The 15,406-nt window shown below is 67.6% G+C and carries 16 protein-coding genes and 1 pseudogene; 5 read left to right on the top strand and 12 right to left on the bottom strand.

Annotation, left to right across the window (positions count from 1 at the left end; genetic code table 11):
• Window positions 1-13 precede the first annotated feature (13 nt).
• From MKK67_RS27715 to MKK67_RS27685, 7 genes are all read right to left on the bottom strand, one after another.
• Complete coding sequence (locus MKK67_RS27715) at window positions 14-904, bottom strand: F0F1 ATP synthase subunit gamma (protein ID WP_243971561.1); 891 nt, start codon at window positions 902-904, stop codon at window positions 14-16.
• A gap of 158 nt (window positions 905-1,062) precedes the next feature.
• Complete coding sequence (atpA, locus tag MKK67_RS27710; RefSeq protein ID WP_243971559.1) at window positions 1,063-2,598, bottom strand: F0F1 ATP synthase subunit alpha; 1,536 nt, start codon at window positions 2,596-2,598, stop codon at window positions 1,063-1,065.
• Window positions 2,599-2,653: 55 nt separating this feature from the next.
• Entirely contained in the window at window positions 2,654-3,226 is a 573-nt protein-coding gene (locus tag MKK67_RS27705; RefSeq protein WP_243971557.1) for a F0F1 ATP synthase subunit delta, read from the bottom strand.
• 243 nt (window positions 3,227-3,469) lie between these two features.
• Window positions 3,470-3,826 (bottom strand): DUF6883 domain-containing protein, encoded by a 357-nt coding sequence (locus tag MKK67_RS27700; RefSeq protein ID WP_243971555.1) that lies wholly within the window; start codon window positions 3,824-3,826, stop codon window positions 3,470-3,472.
• Entirely contained in the window at window positions 3,827-4,087 is a 261-nt protein-coding gene (locus MKK67_RS27695) for a DUF4926 domain-containing protein (RefSeq protein WP_243971553.1), read from the bottom strand.
• Window positions 4,088-4,164: 77 nt separating this feature from the next.
• Window positions 4,165-4,860 (bottom strand): DsbA family protein, encoded by a 696-nt coding sequence (locus tag MKK67_RS27690; RefSeq protein ID WP_243971551.1) that lies wholly within the window; start codon window positions 4,858-4,860, stop codon window positions 4,165-4,167.
• A 95-nt stretch (window positions 4,861-4,955) separates the two neighbouring features.
• Window positions 4,956-5,582 carry a 2-hydroxychromene-2-carboxylate isomerase gene (locus MKK67_RS27685; RefSeq protein ID WP_243971549.1) on the bottom strand — a complete coding sequence of 209 codons (627 nt, stop codon included), beginning with the start codon at window positions 5,580-5,582 and terminating at the stop codon, window positions 4,956-4,958.
• A gap of 204 nt (window positions 5,583-5,786) precedes the next feature.
• Here MKK67_RS27685 and MKK67_RS27680 point away from each other — a divergent pair, with 204 nt between their 5' ends.
• Complete coding sequence (locus tag MKK67_RS27680; RefSeq protein ID WP_147897495.1) at window positions 5,787-7,025, top strand: argininosuccinate synthase; 1,239 nt, start codon at window positions 5,787-5,789, stop codon at window positions 7,023-7,025.
• Between the two features lie 21 nt (window positions 7,026-7,046).
• On the opposite strand, the gene MKK67_RS27675 is transcribed toward MKK67_RS27680, so the two are convergent.
• A complete protein-coding gene (locus MKK67_RS27675; RefSeq protein ID WP_243971547.1) occupies window positions 7,047-7,667 on the bottom strand; it encodes a hypothetical protein in 621 nt (206 codons plus the stop codon).
• Window positions 7,668-7,809: 142 nt separating this feature from the next.
• On the opposite strand from MKK67_RS27675, the gene vapB reads away from it, so the two are divergent.
• Both vapB and MKK67_RS27665 read left to right on the top strand, forming a co-directional pair.
• Complete coding sequence (gene vapB / locus MKK67_RS27670) at window positions 7,810-8,049, top strand: type II toxin-antitoxin system VapB family antitoxin (protein ID WP_243971545.1); 240 nt, start codon at window positions 7,810-7,812, stop codon at window positions 8,047-8,049.
• Window positions 8,050-8,241: 192 nt separating this feature from the next.
• Window positions 8,242-8,796, top strand: a complete 555-nt coding sequence (locus MKK67_RS27665; RefSeq protein WP_243971543.1) for a hypothetical protein — start codon at window positions 8,242-8,244, stop codon at window positions 8,794-8,796.
• An 8-nt stretch (window positions 8,797-8,804) separates the two neighbouring features.
• On the opposite strand, the pseudogene mtgA reads toward MKK67_RS27665, so the two are convergent.
• Window positions 8,805-9,497 (bottom strand): annotated as a pseudogene (mtgA, locus tag MKK67_RS27660) (monofunctional biosynthetic peptidoglycan transglycosylase); the annotation flags it as partial.
• 123 nt (window positions 9,498-9,620) lie between these two features.
• On the opposite strand from mtgA, the gene MKK67_RS27655 reads away from it, so the two are divergent.
• A complete protein-coding gene (locus MKK67_RS27655) occupies window positions 9,621-10,592 on the top strand; it encodes a polyprenyl synthetase family protein (protein WP_243971538.1) in 972 nt (323 codons plus the stop codon).
• Between the two features lie 104 nt (window positions 10,593-10,696).
• Window positions 10,697-11,056 (top strand): hypothetical protein, encoded by a 360-nt coding sequence (locus tag MKK67_RS27650; protein WP_243971536.1) that lies wholly within the window; start codon window positions 10,697-10,699, stop codon window positions 11,054-11,056.
• Between the two features lie 27 nt (window positions 11,057-11,083).
• On the opposite strand, the gene mmsB is transcribed toward MKK67_RS27650, so the two are convergent.
• From mmsB to chvE, 3 genes are all read right to left on the bottom strand, one after another.
• Window positions 11,084-12,313, bottom strand: a complete 1,230-nt coding sequence (gene mmsB, locus MKK67_RS27645) for a multiple monosaccharide ABC transporter permease (protein WP_243971534.1) — start codon at window positions 12,311-12,313, stop codon at window positions 11,084-11,086.
• Window positions 12,310-13,845 carry a multiple monosaccharide ABC transporter ATP-binding protein gene (gene mmsA, locus MKK67_RS27640; RefSeq protein ID WP_243971532.1) on the bottom strand — a complete coding sequence of 512 codons (1,536 nt, stop codon included), beginning with the start codon at window positions 13,843-13,845 and terminating at the stop codon, window positions 12,310-12,312. Before mmsA ends, mmsB begins: the two co-directional genes overlap by 4 nt.
• Before the next feature lie 101 nt (window positions 13,846-13,946).
• Window positions 13,947-15,020, bottom strand: a complete 1,074-nt coding sequence (chvE, locus tag MKK67_RS27635; protein ID WP_409568449.1) for a multiple monosaccharide ABC transporter substrate-binding protein — start codon at window positions 15,018-15,020, stop codon at window positions 13,947-13,949.
• Between the last annotated feature and the right edge of the window lie 386 nt (window positions 15,021-15,406).

Genomic DNA, 15,406 nt, shown 5'->3' with positions numbered 1-15,406 from the left:
AGGTTGCGGAGCCTCAGAGAGCTTCCGCGCCCGAGATGATCTCGATGAGTTCTTTGGTGATCATGGCCTGACGCGTGCGGTTGTAGATCAGCGTCTGCTTCTTGATCATCTCGCCCGCATTGCGGGTGGCCGAGTCCATGGCGCTCATGCGCGCACCCTGCTCGGACGCGGCGTTCTCCAGGAGCGCCCGGTAGACCTGCACGGTGAGGTTCTTCGGCAGCAGCGTCTCCAGGATCGCCTCCTCGGAGGGCTCGAACTCCAAGGCGGCGTTGCCGTTGGCGCTCTTCGCGGAGGTGTCGGCTGCCGGCAGCTCCGCCGGGATCAGGCGCTGCGCCGTGGGTATCTGCGAGATGACCGACCGGAACTCGGAGTAGAACAGCGTCGCGACATCGAACTCGCCGGCCTCGAAGCGGGTGAGGATCTTGTCAGCTATCTCGGCGGCGAACTCGTAATCCACCGGGCGGTTGCCGCGGATATCCATGCTCTCGACGATCTGGTCGCGGTAGAGGCGGCGCAGCTGGTCCGCCCCCTTCTTGCCGACCGTCATGATCTTGACGGTCTTGCCCGCGGCGGTGAGCTTCTGGATGTATTCCCGGACCGCCAGGCGGACGATCGAGGAGTTGAACGCGCCGCACAGGCCGCGATCACCGGTGCAGACGACCAAGAGATGGGTCTGCTCGGCGCCGGTCCCGGAGAGGAGCTTGGGTGCGCCGACGCCGCCGACAAGATTGCCGGCGAGGTTGCCGAGCACCTGGGCCATCTTCTCGGCGAAGGGACGGCCCGCCTCGGCGGCCATCTGCGCCCGCCGCAGCTTGGCGGCGGCGACCATCTGCATGGCCTTGGTGATCTTCTGCGTCGCCTTCACCGAGGTGATGCGGTTGCGCAGGTCCTTCAAACTCGCCATCGGGCCGCGTCCAGATCCATTCCAGGGCCTCTCCTCTCCCGTGCGGAGAGGAGCCGAAGGTGGGGGTGCCGGGTATAGCGGCCGACAGTGCCCGCGGCACCGGCTCCATCCCGATCCTCCCCACCGAAGGCGGGGAGGTCACCGTTGTGGCTGTCCGATCAGTTGCCGATCGACTTCGCCACGCCCTCGACCACGCTCTTCAGCTTGCCGGCGCTCTCGTCCGACAGGTCCTTCGAGGTGGCGATGGCGCTGAGCAGGTCCTGATGCTTCGTGCGCAGCGTGCTGAGCAGGCTGTCCTCGAAGGCGCGGATCTTGCTCACCGGGAGCTTGTCCAAGTAGCCGTTCACGCCGGCGTAGATCACCGCGACCTGCTCTTCCATCTTCAGCGGCGAGAATTGCGGCTGCTTCAGGAGCTCGGTGAGCCGCGAGCCGCGGTTCAGAAGCTGCTGGGTCGAGGCGTCGAGGTCGGAGCCGAACTGCGCGAAGGCCGCCATCTCACGGTACTGCGCCAGCTCGCCCTTGATCTTGCCGGCGACCTTTTTCATCGCCTTGGTCTGGGCCGAGGAGCCCACCCGCGACACCGAGAGGCCGACGTTCACCGCCGGACGGATGCCCTGGTAGAACAGGTCGGTCTCGAGGAAGATCTGGCCGTCGGTGATCGAGATCACGTTGGTCGGGATGTAGGCCGAGACGTCGTTGGCCTGGGTCTCGATGACCGGCAGGGCGGTCAGCGAGCCGTTGCCGGCGGCGTCGCCCATCTTGGCGGCGCGCTCGAGCAGGCGGCTGTGGAGGTAGAACACGTCGCCCGGGTAAGCCTCGCGGCCCGGCGGGCGGCGCAGCAGCAGCGACATCTGGCGGTAGGCCACGGCCTGCTTGGAGAGATCGTCATACACGATCACGGCGTGCATGCCGTTGTCGCGGAAATACTCGCCCATGGCGCAGCCGGCGAACGGCGCGATGAACTGCATCGGCGCGGCGTCGGAGGCGGTGGCCGCGATGACGATGGAGTATTCCAGGGCGCCCTGGTCCTCCAGCACCTTCACGAACTGGGCGACGGTGGAGCGCTTCTGGCCGATGGCGACGTAGATGCAGTAGAGCCTGGACGCCTGGTCCCCGCCGGCAGCATGGCCGGGCTTCTGGTTCAGGATGGTGTCGAGGGCGATGGCGGTCTTGCCGGTCTGGCGATCGCCGATGATCAGCTCGCGCTGGCCGCGGCCCACCGGGATCAGGGCGTCGATCGCCTTCAGGCCCGTGGCCATCGGCTCGTGCACCGACTTGCGCGGGATGATGCCCGGCGCCTTCACGTCGACGCGGCGACGCTCGGTGGAGGCGATCGGGCCCTTGCCGTCGATCGGGTTGCCGAGGCCGTCGACCACACGGCCGAGCAGGGCCTTGCCAACCGGCACGTCCACGATCGAGCCGGTGCGCTTGACGGTCTGGCCTTCCTTGATCTCGCGGTCGGAGCCGAAGATCACGATGCCGACGTTGTCCTGCTCGAGGTTGAGCGCCATGCCGCGCACCCCCGACTCGAACTCGACCATCTCGCCGGCCTGGACGTTGTCGAGGCCGTAGGCGCGGGCGATGCCGTCACCCACGGACAAGACCTGCCCGACCTCGGAGACCTCGGCCTCTTCGCCGAAGTTCTTGATCTGGTCCTTCAGGATCGCGGAGATCTCGGCGGCGCGGATGTCCATACTCGGGCCTCTGTCGCTAAATCGTCAGTGCTTGTTCGGATCGGATGAGGCGCGCTTACCGCGCGGTCTGCATCGCGAGGCGGATACCGTTGAGCTTGGTCTTCAGGGACGCGTCGATCATGCGCGAGCCCATGCGGACGACGAGGCCGCCGATCAGGCTCGGGTCGATGACCAGGTTGAGATCGATCTCGGCCTTGGCGACGTCGCGGAGCGACGCCTTGATCTCCTCGACCAGGGCATCGGACGGCCGTTCGGCCACCCGCACCTCGGCGCGGACGATCCCCCTGGAATCCTGCACCAGCGACCGGAAGGCGGTGATCATGCCCGGAAGGGCGAAGAGCCGCCGATTCGAGGCCGCGAGACGGATGAAGTTGCCGGCGAGGCCGCCGATCCCGGCGCGGTCGAGCACGGCGCCGATGGCGGCTTCCTGCTCGTTGGGCGTGAAGGCCGGGCTGCGGACGAGACGGCGCAGGTCCGCGCTCTCCTTCAGCAGGCCATCGAATTGATTAAGTCCCTCGGCGACGGCATCGATCTGGCGCTCGTCGCGCGCGAGCTCGAAAAGGGCGGAAGCGTACCGGCCCGCCACGCCTGCAACCAGGGGACCAGCCTCGGAACCGTTCTGCGCCACCCGTCGCTCTCTTCTCTGTTGCCCGCCCGCTCCGCGCGCTCCGGCCGGGAACGCGGTGCGGAGACCGTACGGGACGTGGGATCGCGCCAGCAACGCGGACGGGTCGAGGACCAGCCCTTGTGGCGCGGCGACCGCCTAGCATGTCAGCATGGCCGCACGCAACACGGACCGGGGTGGCTCTGCGCGATACGGCGGCAGAAGTGTGACGCCGTGGATCGTTCGAACGCGACCGGCAGGCCGCATTCAGATCCGATGGGCGGTCACCAGGTCCGCGACGCCGCGGAGGCCGTTCGGCGTTCCGTAGCTGACTTGCCAGACCGATCGCACCTCCGGGGTCGCGGCCAGGGGCGTCCGGATCGGCCCCTCGAAGACGAGGCGATGCCCCCACAACTTTGGCGGCAAACGAAGACCGACGAAATTTGTCGCCGACGTATGCTCGAACAGGGCCTCGATCAGCACTTCGGGGCGATCCGGATCAAACCCTTGCGAGAGCCACCACCGGGCCTTTGCGGGGCTGCCGCCCGACAGGTTCAGCAGATAGCCGGTGATCTTGGCCGGCGCGATATTGAAGCCGGACGGCCAAGAGACGTAGGGCCGCACTCAGACCGGCCGCCGGTGCTCGCGGATCATCTCCCGGCCGATCGTGACGAGACCGGTGAAGGGGGCGTCGAACTCGATGTCGAAGGCCTCCGCCTCGCCCCAGACCGCCACGACGGTCCCGACCGTCCCCGCCGGCACGGTCTCGCCGTCTTCCGTCTGCGCGTCGGCCGCGAGCGTCACGGCGTCGAGCGCGTCGATCGGGAAACGGCGGTCGGGCCCGTCCGTCGTGAAGGCCGGGCGATTGAGCGCTTCGTAGGTCATGGCCGTCTCTCCAAGACGCCCGAATCTGCAACGCCGCGCCGGCGGGCACAAGTCGGGCGGCCGGCGGTCGCGATCCGTCAGCAGGCCAGCCGATCGCAGCGCCGGGTGCTGGCGATCATCTTCGCCATGGCGTTGGCGCCCGGATGGCCGAGGATGCCGCTGTTGCCGAGAACGTAGGACGGCGTGGCGTAGAGGCCGAGATCGGCCGCCATCCGCATCTGGCTCTTGAGCGCCAGCCGGACCTCCTCGCTGTCGGCGATCTCCTCGACCTCCGCCTGCGGGATGCCAAGGGTGGCCGCGGCCGTGAGCGCACCGGGCCCATCGATGCGGCCGGGCTTGCTCAGCAGCGTCCGGTAGAAGTTCCAGGCGGCGGCCGAGCCGAGCTTGCGCTGCACCCCCAGCATCACCTTGGCGGCCTGGGCGGATTGCGGGGACAGGATCGGGTTGCTGACGAGGCCGATGCGCAGGTCCGGATCGGAGTCGTGCAGGGCGACCACGTCGGCGGCAGCCTTGCGGCAGTAGGGGCAGTTGAAGTCGAAGAACTCGTAGAGGGTGGTCTGGGCCTCGCGCGGACCGGCATAGGTGACGCCGCGCAGGCCCGGGATCTGCCCGGTGATCTCACCCGGCAGGATCGAGTTGGCGACGGCGCGTCCGTCATCGCCGGTGACGGGGACACGCTGGCCGTAGGATTGCGCGGCGGCCCGCCCGAGCCCGGCGCTGAAGACAGTGCCGGCCGCAGCAGCCGCGATGAAGTGACGACGGGTCAGCACCATGAATACCGTCCGGGACAGAAGGGATCGTATTGGCCGAGGCTGAGCCGGCATGCGGGATCGCATGCCCGTGATGGCGCAGGTCCGTGAACGCCGCCCTACCGGATCCCGGCCGGGCGGTCGCCCACCGCCCAGGCCAGGGCCTGTTCCAGGCGGTCGTTGCCCCAAAACAGCTCGCCGTCATCGGCCAAGAACGTCGGGGCGCCGTAGATGCCGCGGGAGCGCGCCTCCTCGACGCTGACTCGCAGCCGGGTCTTGTTCGCCTCGCCGGCGGCGGCGCGCACGGTCTGGGTGCCGTCGAGCCCCAGCGAATCGAGGATCTCGACCACGGCGGCCGGCTCGGCGATCGAGCGGCCTTCCGCGAAGCTCGCGGAAAAGACCGCTTTGGAGAACGGCACCAGCCAATCCTGGTCGTGGCCGTAGACCGCCGCCCGCACCGCGCTGAGGCTGTTCTGGGGAAACTGCGCCGGCCGGGTCAGCGGCGGCAGGCCGAGGCGGGCGGCCTCGCGCTCCACATCGCGCCACATGTTCTTGCCCTTGGCCGGGTAGAGATTGAACGGCGAGGTCGTCCAGCCCTGCGACGCGAACAGCGGCCCGACCAGGAACGGCCGCCAGCGTACCGCGACCCCGGCCTCAGCGGCGGCGGCCTCGATCCGCATCGCCGCGAGGTAGGAATACGAGGAGGCGAATTCGTACCAGAACTCCAGGGTTGGCTGGCGCGCCATGGACTTGGCTTCTCCGATGCTCTTCGTGCTGCGGGGATCAGGCAATGCCCGCGCCGCGCCGTGCCTCACACGGCCGCAAGGCGGTCATGAGGCGAAACGCTGTCGATCGTCCGGCAACAGGCTACGCGCGAAGCGGCACGCCGGTTGCAGGCCGATGACACCCGCGATAAGCCGCCGACACCCTGCACCAGTTCCGGAACCAGCATGTCCGATCCCGCGAAGAGCCCCGTGAAGAAGGTGGTGCTGGCCTATTCCGGCGGCCTCGACACCTCGATCATCCTGAAGTGGCTGCAGACCACCTACGGCTGCGAGGTCATCACCTTCACGGCCGATCTCGGCCAGGGGGAGGAGCTGGAGCCGGCCCGCCGCAAGGCCGAGCTGCTCGGGATCAAGCCCGAAAACATCTTCATCGAGGACCTGCGCGAGGAGTTCGTGCGGGATTACGTGTTCCCGATGTTCCGGGCCAACGCGGTCTACGAGGGCGTCTATCTGCTGGGCACCTCGATCGCGCGGCCGCTGATCGCCAAGAAGCAGATCGAGATCGCCGAGCGGCTCGGGGCCGACGCGGTCTGCCACGGCGCCACCGGCAAGGGCAACGATCAGGTCCGGTTCGAGCTCGGCTATTACGCGCTCAAGCCTGACGTGACGGTGATCGCCCCCTGGCGCGAATGGGACCTGCGCTCGCGCGAGCAGCTGATCGCGTTTGCCGAGCAGCACCAGATCCCGATCGCCAAGGACAAGCGTGGCGAGAGCCCGTTCTCGGTGGACGCCAACCTCCTGCACGCCTCCTCGGAGGGCAAGGTGCTGGAGGATCCGGCCGTCGAGGTGCCCGATTACGTCTTCTCCCGGACGATCTCGCCCGAGCAGGCGCCGGACACGCCGACCATCGTCACCATCGGCTTCGAGAAGGGCGATGCGGTCTCGATCGACGGTGAGGCCCTGTCGCCCGCGAGCCTGCTGGCCAAGCTCAACCAGCTCGGCCACGACAACGGCATCGGCCGGCTCGACCTCGTGGAGAACCGCTTCGTCGGCATGAAGAGCCGCGGCATGTACGAGACGCCGGGCGGCACGATCCTGCTGCCGGCCCACCGGGCGATCGAGTCGATCACGCTGGACCGCGGCGCGGCCCACCTCAAGGACCAGCTGATGCCGCAATATGCGGAGCTGATCTATAACGGCTTCTGGTTCTCGCCCGAGCGCGAGATGATCCAGGCGCTGATCGACAAGAGCCAGGAGAAGGTCACCGGCACGGTGCGGCTGAAGCTCTACAAGGGCGGCGTCCACGTGATCGGCCGCGAGAGCCCGCACTCGCTCTACGACCAGGATCTCGTGACCTTCGAGGAGGGCGCCGTCGCCTACGACCACCGCGACGCGGCGGGCTTCATCAAGCTCAACGCGCTCCGGCTGCGCACCCTGGCGCAGCGCAAGAAGCGGGACGCCTGAGCGTCCCCCGGGGGCCCGCGCTCAGGCGGGCTCCCAGACCGAAGCCGCATTCCGGCGGAACAGGCCGGGCCCGAGATCGGCGTAGCGCAGGAAGATCTGGAAGGCCGGCTGCATCTCGCGGTGGAGCCGGGCCAGGCTGTCCTCGTCGGTGGCGCCACCGATATGCTGCCCCATGGCCAGCGTGTACGACCCGGTCCCGCCATAGGGCCGGTCCAGGTCGATGCGCGGGACGCCGTGATCCGCGTCCCAGACGTGGTTGAGCCGCGGGATCAGCGCGAGATGCGCGTCCGTCACCGCGAAGGTGATGTGCTCCGGCGTCTCGCCGGTGGCCACGTCCCGGAAGACATCGGTGATCGCCGCGCAATCCAGCTTGGCGAGCGGATTGTGATACTGGTAGCGGCCGGGCTTGAGCCGGGCGTTCTGCGAGAACACCGCGATCCCATCCTCGAGCGCCCGATGCTCCTCCTCGGCGCCATCGTCGTCCCCCGTGACGTTGGCGATATCGCCGTCCCGGTCGTGGCTGCCGTAGGGCGCCTCCGGGTGGATCATCGGCGCGCCGGGCTCGGCGCCGTTCCAGGCGACCACCATCCGGCGGATCAGGGCGATGCGCTCGAGGGTGAGGTCGTAGACGGCGTCGTTCATGATCAGGCGGTCCCGGTGTGGCGAAGCTGGCGCCCCTCTTACAGAGCCGATTCGGCGGCTGCTACCGCCCGGAACGGCCTTGTGTCCGCGTGTGGTCCGATCAATCATGGATGGGGTTGGATTTCGCGAATCGGGGACGCCCATGGCCGGTTCGACCGTCTACACCTGCGATCACGATCAGTTGGTGTTGCTTCCTGAAGCTGTGGCCTTTCCAGTCGACGTGCGGCGTGTCGATATCCTCAAGATCGGCCGCAGCCGAGTGCTCGTGCCGCAGGGCGAGCGCTGGGACAATTTTTTCTTGAATGGGCCGCGCGTCAGCGACGATTTTATGGTCGAACGCGACCAGCCGGACGCACAGGATTGGCGGCCGATGCATCTTTGAAGTGGCGGCCGATGTGGTCTCTGGTTGATAGGCTTGGGGCGGCCGACCCCGTCATTGCGAGCGCAGCGAAGCAAGCCAGCATCGCGCCTTGTTCGGGGAGCGCGCGCTGTACTGGGTCGCTTCGCTGCGCTCGCGATGACGGCGCGGGACGATCGGCTCGAACACATTCAGCTGACGCTACCTGACACCGCCATGCGCCGCATCGACCGATACCTGCCGAGCTACCAGTTCAGCGAGACGCATTCTTGCCTAGTGGCCGCCGAACCCGCCGCGATCCTTGACAGCGTCGTCGCCTATCGGCCGGACTCGGATCGGTTCTTCCGGCTCGTGATCGGCCTGCGGGAATTGCCGATGCGTCTCCTCGGCAAGCCGGAAGCGGTGCGCGCGCCGTTCGGCTTCCACGACTTCACGCTGCTCGCCCGGAGCGAGAGCGAGATCGTCTACGGCTTGATCGGCCGATTCTGGCGCCCGGATTTCGGCTTGGAGCCGATCGCCGACGGCGCCGCTTTCCTGGCGTTCGACGCTACCCACGCGGCCAAGCTCGCCCTGGCCTTCACAGTGCAGCGCGATCCCGACGGCCGGACCCGGCTCGTCACCGAGACGCGCGTGTCCTGCGCGAGCTGCGCCGCACGCCTGAAGTTCACGCCCTACTGGCTCCTGATCCGCCCCGTCAGCGGCCTCGTGCGCCGGCGCACCCTCGCGTCGATCAAAAGCGCCAGCGAGCAGCCATCGAGCGCCGGATCGTAAGAAAATTTCCGTCGCAGGCAGCCCGTGAGCCCCTCGATCTGGCCCATCATGGCCTGGATCTGCGCGGCGCGGCGGCGGACCCCGGGGGAGGGGCGGCCGGCGCTGCGGGTGATCGGGTTCGGCAGCACGGCGACCAGGAGGGCCGCCTCACTCCGGGTCAGCCGGCTCGCATCCTTGCCGAACCAATGACGGCTCGCCGCCTGCGCGCCGTAGATGCCGTCGCCCCACTCGGCGACGTTGAGGTAGATCTCCATCATCCGCCGCTTGCCCCAGAGGGCGTCGAGCGCCAGCGCGAGGGGAATCTCCAGAACCTTGCGGATGTAGGAGCGGCCCGGCCACAGGAAGACGTTCTTCACCGTCTGCATGGCGATGGTCGAGGCGCCCCGGCTTGGCGAATCCTCGTCCTCCACGACCTCCCGGATCGCCCCGAAATCGACCCCGTAATCCAGGCAGAAGCGCTGGTCCTCCGAGGCGATCACCGCCTGCGGCAGCACCGGCGCGATCGCGGCGAGCGGCACCGGATCGCGGCTCACAGGCTGAAGCGTCAACCACCGTCCGAGCATCAGGGTCGACGGCGGCGTCACCGCGCTATAGACGAGCGCCAGCGTGAGCGTGAAGATGAATCCGGCGGCGGGGAGCAGCAGAAGCGCTCCCACGATCCGGCGCACACGGCGGGAGCGCCTTGGGCGAGCGCGTGGCAAGTCTCGTGGGACGCCGCGCGCTGCCGCGTTCCGCCTGGGTCCGGTTCGGTCGAACGTGATTTCATCTCCGCGCAAAGCGACGCCCGATTGATTTCGCCAGGCCAAGACCGGACGCAGCGCCCGATGACCTCGACTTCCTCAACGCAGGCTCAGACCGGTTCGGTCAAGGCTGGCACCCCCGCCTCCGAGTTTTCCCACAGGCTCGCGCAGGTTGCCGAGACGGTCGAGACCTTTTTGGTCGACCGTCTCGGACCCGAGGTCGGCCCCGGCGAGATTGCCCGGCCGCCGCGCCTGATGGAGGCGATGCGGCACGCCGTGCTCGGCGGCGGCAAGCGTCTCCGCCCATTCCTCGCCATCGAGACCGCCCGGATGCTCGGCGGTTCCGAGGCCGCGGCGCTCGCGGCGGGCGCGGGGGTTGAGCTCGTGCATTGCTACAGCCTCGTCCACGACGACCTGCCGGCCATGGACGACGACGATATGCGCCGCGGAAAGCCGACGGTGCACAAGGCCTACGACGAGGCAACGGCGATCCTGGTGGGCGACGCCCTGCAGACGCTGGCCTTCGAGATCGTCGCCGACCCGACCTGGCAGCCCGACCCGCGGATCCGGGCCGACCTGGTGCTCGGGCTCGCCCGCGCCTCCGGCCTCGGCGGGATGGTCGGCGGCCAGCTCCTCGACCTCACCGCCGAGGGACGGTTCGGCGCGGCCACCATGGACGTGGACGACACCCTGCGGATGCAGGCGATGAAGACCGGGGCGATCCTGGCCTTCTCGGTGGAAGCCGGCGCGATCGTCGGCGGCGCGGATGAAGGGCAGCGCGCGGCGCTGCTCCGCTACGGGCTGGCGCTCGGCCAGGCCTTCCAGATCGCCGACGACATTTTAGACCGGGAGGCCTCCCCGGAGGCGATGGGCAAGGCCACCGGCAAGGACAAGGACGCCGGCAAGGCCACGCTGGTCGACCGCCTCGGCCTCGACGGCGCCCGGGCCGAGTGCGACCGCCTGGTCGGCGTCTGCGAGGACGCGGTGGCGCTCTGGGGCGAGAAGGCCCGGACCCTGCGAGATGCCGCCCGCTTCACGGTCGCGCGCAAGACCTGAGCCGTCCGGCGCCCCTATGCGCCCAGGGCAGAGCTGGCCCGGATCGCGACAATTGAACCGGTCGGTTTGACCGACCCGCAAGAACGCAGGCCCGAGTGTCGGGCATGCCCTCGTATCCGTCCCTATCTCGCATCCTGGCCGCCGGCTCGGGGCTCGGCGGGCTCGGTTACCTGATGACCCATCCGGACCCGACCGTGGAGGGCGTCGTGACCGGGCTGTCGTGCCTGGTGCTGTGCGTCGGCTTCTCGGCGATGCCCGCGCCCAAGAAACCAGCCCGGCAACCGACACCGACTTCGAATCCGCCGCCGGCGCCGGCGCCCGAGCCCCAGGCGATCCGGTTCCTGCCGGGTCCGCAGCCGCATCCGCTGCTCATGACAAAGATCATGCAGCCCGCCTCCGACCTCTCCAAGGTACCGAGCCAACGGCAGGGCAGCGACGACCAGCAGCCCCAGCGGACCTCGTAGATCCGCGGGGCCGGTTACCGCTCCCGGTTAGGCGCGGTTCTTCTTGTTGTAGACGTCGAGGCAGACCGCGGCGAGCAGCACGATGCCCTTGATGACCTGCTGGTAGTCGATGCCGATGCCGAGGATCGACATGCCGTTGTTCATCACGCCGATGATGAACGCCCCGATGACGACGCCCGAGACCTTGCCGATGCCGCCGGCCGCCGACGCGCCGCCGATGAAGCAGGCCGCGATCACGTCGAGTTCGAAGCCGACGCCGGCCTTCGGGGTCGCCGTGTTGAGCCGCGCGGCGAAGATCATGCCGGCGAGTCCCGCCAGGGCGCCCATATTGGCGAAGGTCAGGAAGGTCAGCCGCTCGGTCTTGATGCCCGACAGGCACGCGGCCTTGATGTTGCCGCCGAGCGCATAGATCCGCCGCCCGATGGTCGTCCGCGTGGTGATGAACCGGTAGAGCATCACCAGCACGAACATCACGATCAGCACGTTCGGCAGGCCGCGATACGCGCTCATCTGATACGCGAAGGCGAGGATCACGATGGTCGTGATGCCGTTGCGGGCCACGAACGCGGCCAGGCTGTCGGGCTGGCTGCCATGGCGGACCTGTACGGCGCGGCGCTGCCAGTTCATGCCGAACAGGATGAGCGCAAGCACGGCCCCGATCAGCACCGAGGTCCAGGGGCCGGCGAAATTGACCAGAAAGCCTTTGGCGAGAAGCTGGAACACCTCCGGGAACGGCCCGATCGAGGCACCCTGGAGCAGGGCGAGGGTCAGGCCGCGGAACACTAGCATGCCGGCCAGGGTGACGATGAAGCTCGGGATCCCGAGATAGGCGACGAACGACCCCTGCAGACCGCCGATCGCCGCGCCGACCGCGAGGCAGATGATCGTGGCGGAAAGGGGATCGAGGCCGAAGCGGACCATCAGCAGGGCCGCCAGCGCGCCGACGAAGCCGACGATCGAGCCGATCGACAGGTCGATATGGCCGGCCACGATGACCAGCAGCATGCCCAGCGCCATCACGACGACGTAGCTGTTCTGCAGGATCAGGTTGGTGAGGTTGAGCGGCTGGAACAGCACGCCGTTCGTCGTGTACTCGAAGAACAGCGTGATCAGCAGCAGGGCGATCAGCAGCCCGTAATCCCGGACCTGCGAGGTCCCGAGGAAGCCGCGCTTCGCACGCGCATCGGCGGCGGGCTTGGCCTCCGGGATCGAATCGGGGCCGGAGGGCATCGTCTTGGCCGCGGAAATCTCGGTCATCCGTTCAGTTCCTTCGAGCGCATGATCGCGCGCATGATCGCCTCCTGGCTCGCCTCCGAGCGCTGGAATTCGCCCACGAAACGCCCCTCGTTCATCACGTAGATGCGGTCGCACATGCCGAGCAGCTCCGGCATCTCCGACGAGATCATCAGCACGCCCCGGCCGCCATCGGCCAACTCGTTGATGATCGCGTAGATTTCGTACTTGGCGCCGACATCGATGCCGCGGGTCGGCTCGTCCAGAATCAGCACCTTGGGGTGCGTGAACAGCCACTTGCTGAGCACGACCTTCTGCTGGTTGCCGCCCGAGAGGTTCACGGTCTGCTGCGCGACCCCGAAGGACCGGATGCGCATCTTGGTCCGGTAGTCGGTGGCGACGCCGCGCTCCTTGTCCTCGTCGATCACCGAGGCCGTGGACACGCCCGGGAGGTTCGCCAGGGTGGTGTTCTTGGTGATGGTCTCGTCGAGCACGAGGCCGAGCTGCTTGCGATCCTCGGTGACGTAGGCGATGCCTGCCGCGATCGCCTTGCCGATGGTCGAGACATCGACATCCCGGCCCTCGATCCGGACGCGGCCCGAGATGCCCTGACCGTAGGCGCGGCCGAACAGGCTCATGGCGAGCTCGGTCCGGCCCGAGCCCATCAGGCCGGCGATCCCCACGATCTCGCCCTTGCGGAGGGTGAGGTTGACGTTGCGCACCACCGGGCGGTCGGCGTGGACGGCGTGGTGCACCGTCCAGTCGCGCACCTCCAGCATCACATCGCCGATCCGCGGCTCGCGGGCCGGATACCGGTTCGCCATCGCGCGGCCGACCATGCCGCGGATGATGCGATCCTCGTCGATCGACCCGTCCTGGCAGTCGAGCGTCTCGACCGTGGTGCCGTCGCGCAGGACGGTGATCCGGTCGGCTACCTTCGAGATCTCGTTGAGCTTGTGCGAGATCAGGATCGACGCGATGCCCTGCTCCCGGAAGCTGATGAGCAGGCGCAGGAGCGCGTCGCTGTCCTTCTCGCTCAGGCTCGCCGTCGGCTCGTCGAGGATGAGCAGCTTGACCTTCTTGGAGAGCGCCTTGGCGATCTCGACGAGCTGCTGCTTGCCGACCCCGAGATGGGTGACGAGCGTATCGGGATTCTCCTCGAGCCCGACGGTCTTGAGCAGCTCGATCGCCCGGGTGAACATGCGATCCCGGTCGATGATGCCGAACCGGGCCGGCTCATTGCCGAGGAAGATGTTCTCGGCGATCGACAGGAACGGCACCAGCGCCAGCTCTTGGTGGATGATCACGATCCCGACGCGCTCGCTGTCGGAGATGTCCCGGAACTGGCTGAGCCGGCCCTCGTAGTGGATCTCGCCCTCGTAGGTGCCCTGCGGATAGACCCCGCTGAGGACCTTCATTAGCGTCGATTTTCCGGCACCGTTCTCGCCGACCAGGGCGTGGATCTCGGCAGGCCGGACCGTCAGGTTGACGTCCGAGAGCGCCTTGACCCCGGGGAATGTCTTCGTAATCCCCCGCATTTCGAGGACGGGCTGCATGCGACCACTTTCGGCTCGTCGTTCATGGATCGAACGCCGATGCCAAACTTGCCGGCATCGGCTAGGATCTGTCGGGGCCGGCATATCCGGCCCCGCTTGGCTCACTTGAGCTGGTCGAGCGTGTAGTAGCCCGTATCCACCAGGACCGGCTTCCAGTTGGCCTTGGTGACCACCACCGGCTTCAGCAGGTAGGACGGGACGACCTTCTTGCCGTTGTTGTAGGTCTTGGTGTCGTTGACCTCCGGCTGCTGGCCGGATTCGATGGCGTCGATCATCGCGACCGTCACCTTGGCCAGCTCGCGCGTATCCTTGAAGATCGTCGAATACTGCTCGCCGGCCACGATCGACTTGACCGATTGCAGCTCGGCATCCTGGCCGCTGACCACCGGCATCTTCAGGCTGCCGGAGCCGTAGCCGACGCCCTTGAGCGACGAGATGATGCCGATCGAGATGCCGTCGTAGGGCGACAGGACCGCGTCGAGCTTCGCGCTGCCGTAATAGGCCGAGAGCAGGTTATCCATGCGGGCCTGGGCCGTGGCCGGGTCCCAGCGCAGGGTCGAGACCTTGTCCATGCCGGCCTGGCCGGACCGCACCACCAGCCTCTTCGCGTCAATGTAGGGCTGCAGCACCGACAGGGCGCCATCGTAGAAGAAGTAGGCGTTGTTGTCGTCCGGCGAGCCGCCGAACAGCTCGATGTTGAACGGGCCCTTGCCGTCCTTCAGCCCGAGCGCGTCGACGATCGAGCTCGCCTGCTGCACGCCCACCTGGAAATTGTCGAACGTCGCGTAGAAGTCGACGTTGGGGGTGCCCTTGATCAGGCGGTCGTAGGCGATGACCTTGACGCCGCTGTCCTTCGCCTTCGACAGCACGTCGCTGAGCGTCGTCCCATCGATCGACGCGACGACCAGGACCTTCGCGCCCTTGGTGAGCATGTTCTCGATCTGGGCGAGCTGGTTGGGGATGTCGTCGTCGGCGTATTGCAGGTCCGGCTTGTAGCCCTTGGCGGCCAGCAGCTTCACGATGTTGTTGCCATCGTCGATCCAGCGCTGGGACGACTTGGTCGGCATGGCGACGCCGATCAGGTCGCCGTTGGCGGCAAGTGCCTCGGGCACGGCGACGCCCGCCAGCATCGCGGCGGTGAGCGCAAGCTTGAGAAATGTCTGCCTGGTGATCATTAAGTCCCCCCGGTCGTCTCGTCGTCCTGCGCGTGATCCACGCGCCTCGCGTTGTGCGAATGTTTTTTTGATTGTCAGACGTCACCGGCCGACCGGCTCGACGAGACCGGTTCGGCACGGAAACTGAATTGATCAATTCGATTACGGCTGTTCAGGCCGACCGAAAGTCTTCAGCACCGGCGCAGCCTGATCTTCGAACGACGTGCAGACGCTCGGCGACAGGATCGGCGAAGGCGGCGCACAGGTCGCGAGGGCCCTCGCTCCATGCGCGACCGGGATTGCAACCCGGCCGTTTTTGTTGAGCGATTTGTATGAGTTATAAAACCGGGCGTCAATCGGCGCCGCGCGGAGCACACGGAAAAAGCGTGGCTGTTGGTAAGCGCGGG

Origin of the sequence: Methylobacterium sp. J-072, from assembly GCF_022829425.1 — a bacterium.
GTDB lineage: Bacteria > Pseudomonadota > Alphaproteobacteria > Rhizobiales > Beijerinckiaceae > Methylobacterium.
Note: the sequence above shows the minus strand (reverse complement) of the source record. Positions and strands in the feature narration are given on the sequence as shown.

Bases quoted from the DNA above. Each gene is read 5' to 3' on its own strand.
- MKK67_RS27715 (WP_243971561.1), bottom strand. From the start codon at position 904: ATGGCGAGTTTGAAGGACCTGCGCAACCGCATCACCTCGGTGAAGGCG.
- atpA (WP_243971559.1), bottom strand. From the start codon at position 2,598: ATGGACATCCGCGCCGCCGAGATCTCCGCGATCCTGAAGGACCAGATC.
- MKK67_RS27695 (WP_243971553.1), bottom strand. From the start codon at position 4,087: ATGACCTACGAAGCGCTCAATCGCCCGGCCTTCACGACGGACGGGCCC.
- MKK67_RS27690 (WP_243971551.1), bottom strand. From the start codon at position 4,860: ATGGTGCTGACCCGTCGTCACTTCATCGCGGCTGCTGCGGCCGGCACT.
- MKK67_RS27685 (WP_243971549.1), bottom strand. From the start codon at position 5,582: ATGGCGCGCCAGCCAACCCTGGAGTTCTGGTACGAATTCGCCTCCTCG.
- MKK67_RS27680 (WP_147897495.1), top strand. From the start codon at position 5,787: ATGTCCGATCCCGCGAAGAGCCCCGTGAAGAAGGTGGTGCTGGCCTAT.
- MKK67_RS27675 (WP_243971547.1), bottom strand. From the start codon at position 7,667: ATGAACGACGCCGTCTACGACCTCACCCTCGAGCGCATCGCCCTGATC.
- vapB (WP_243971545.1), top strand. From the start codon at position 7,810: ATGGCCGGTTCGACCGTCTACACCTGCGATCACGATCAGTTGGTGTTG.
- MKK67_RS27665 (WP_243971543.1), top strand. From the start codon at position 8,242: ATGCGCCGCATCGACCGATACCTGCCGAGCTACCAGTTCAGCGAGACG.
- MKK67_RS27655 (WP_243971538.1), top strand. From the start codon at position 9,621: ATGACCTCGACTTCCTCAACGCAGGCTCAGACCGGTTCGGTCAAGGCT.
- MKK67_RS27650 (WP_243971536.1), top strand. From the start codon at position 10,697: ATGCCCTCGTATCCGTCCCTATCTCGCATCCTGGCCGCCGGCTCGGGG.
- mmsB (WP_243971534.1), bottom strand. From the start codon at position 12,313: ATGACCGAGATTTCCGCGGCCAAGACGATGCCCTCCGGCCCCGATTCG.
- mmsA (WP_243971532.1), bottom strand. From the start codon at position 13,845: ATGCAGCCCGTCCTCGAAATGCGGGGGATTACGAAGACATTCCCCGGG.
- chvE (WP_409568449.1), bottom strand. From the start codon at position 15,020: ATGATCACCAGGCAGACATTTCTCAAGCTTGCGCTCACCGCCGCGATG.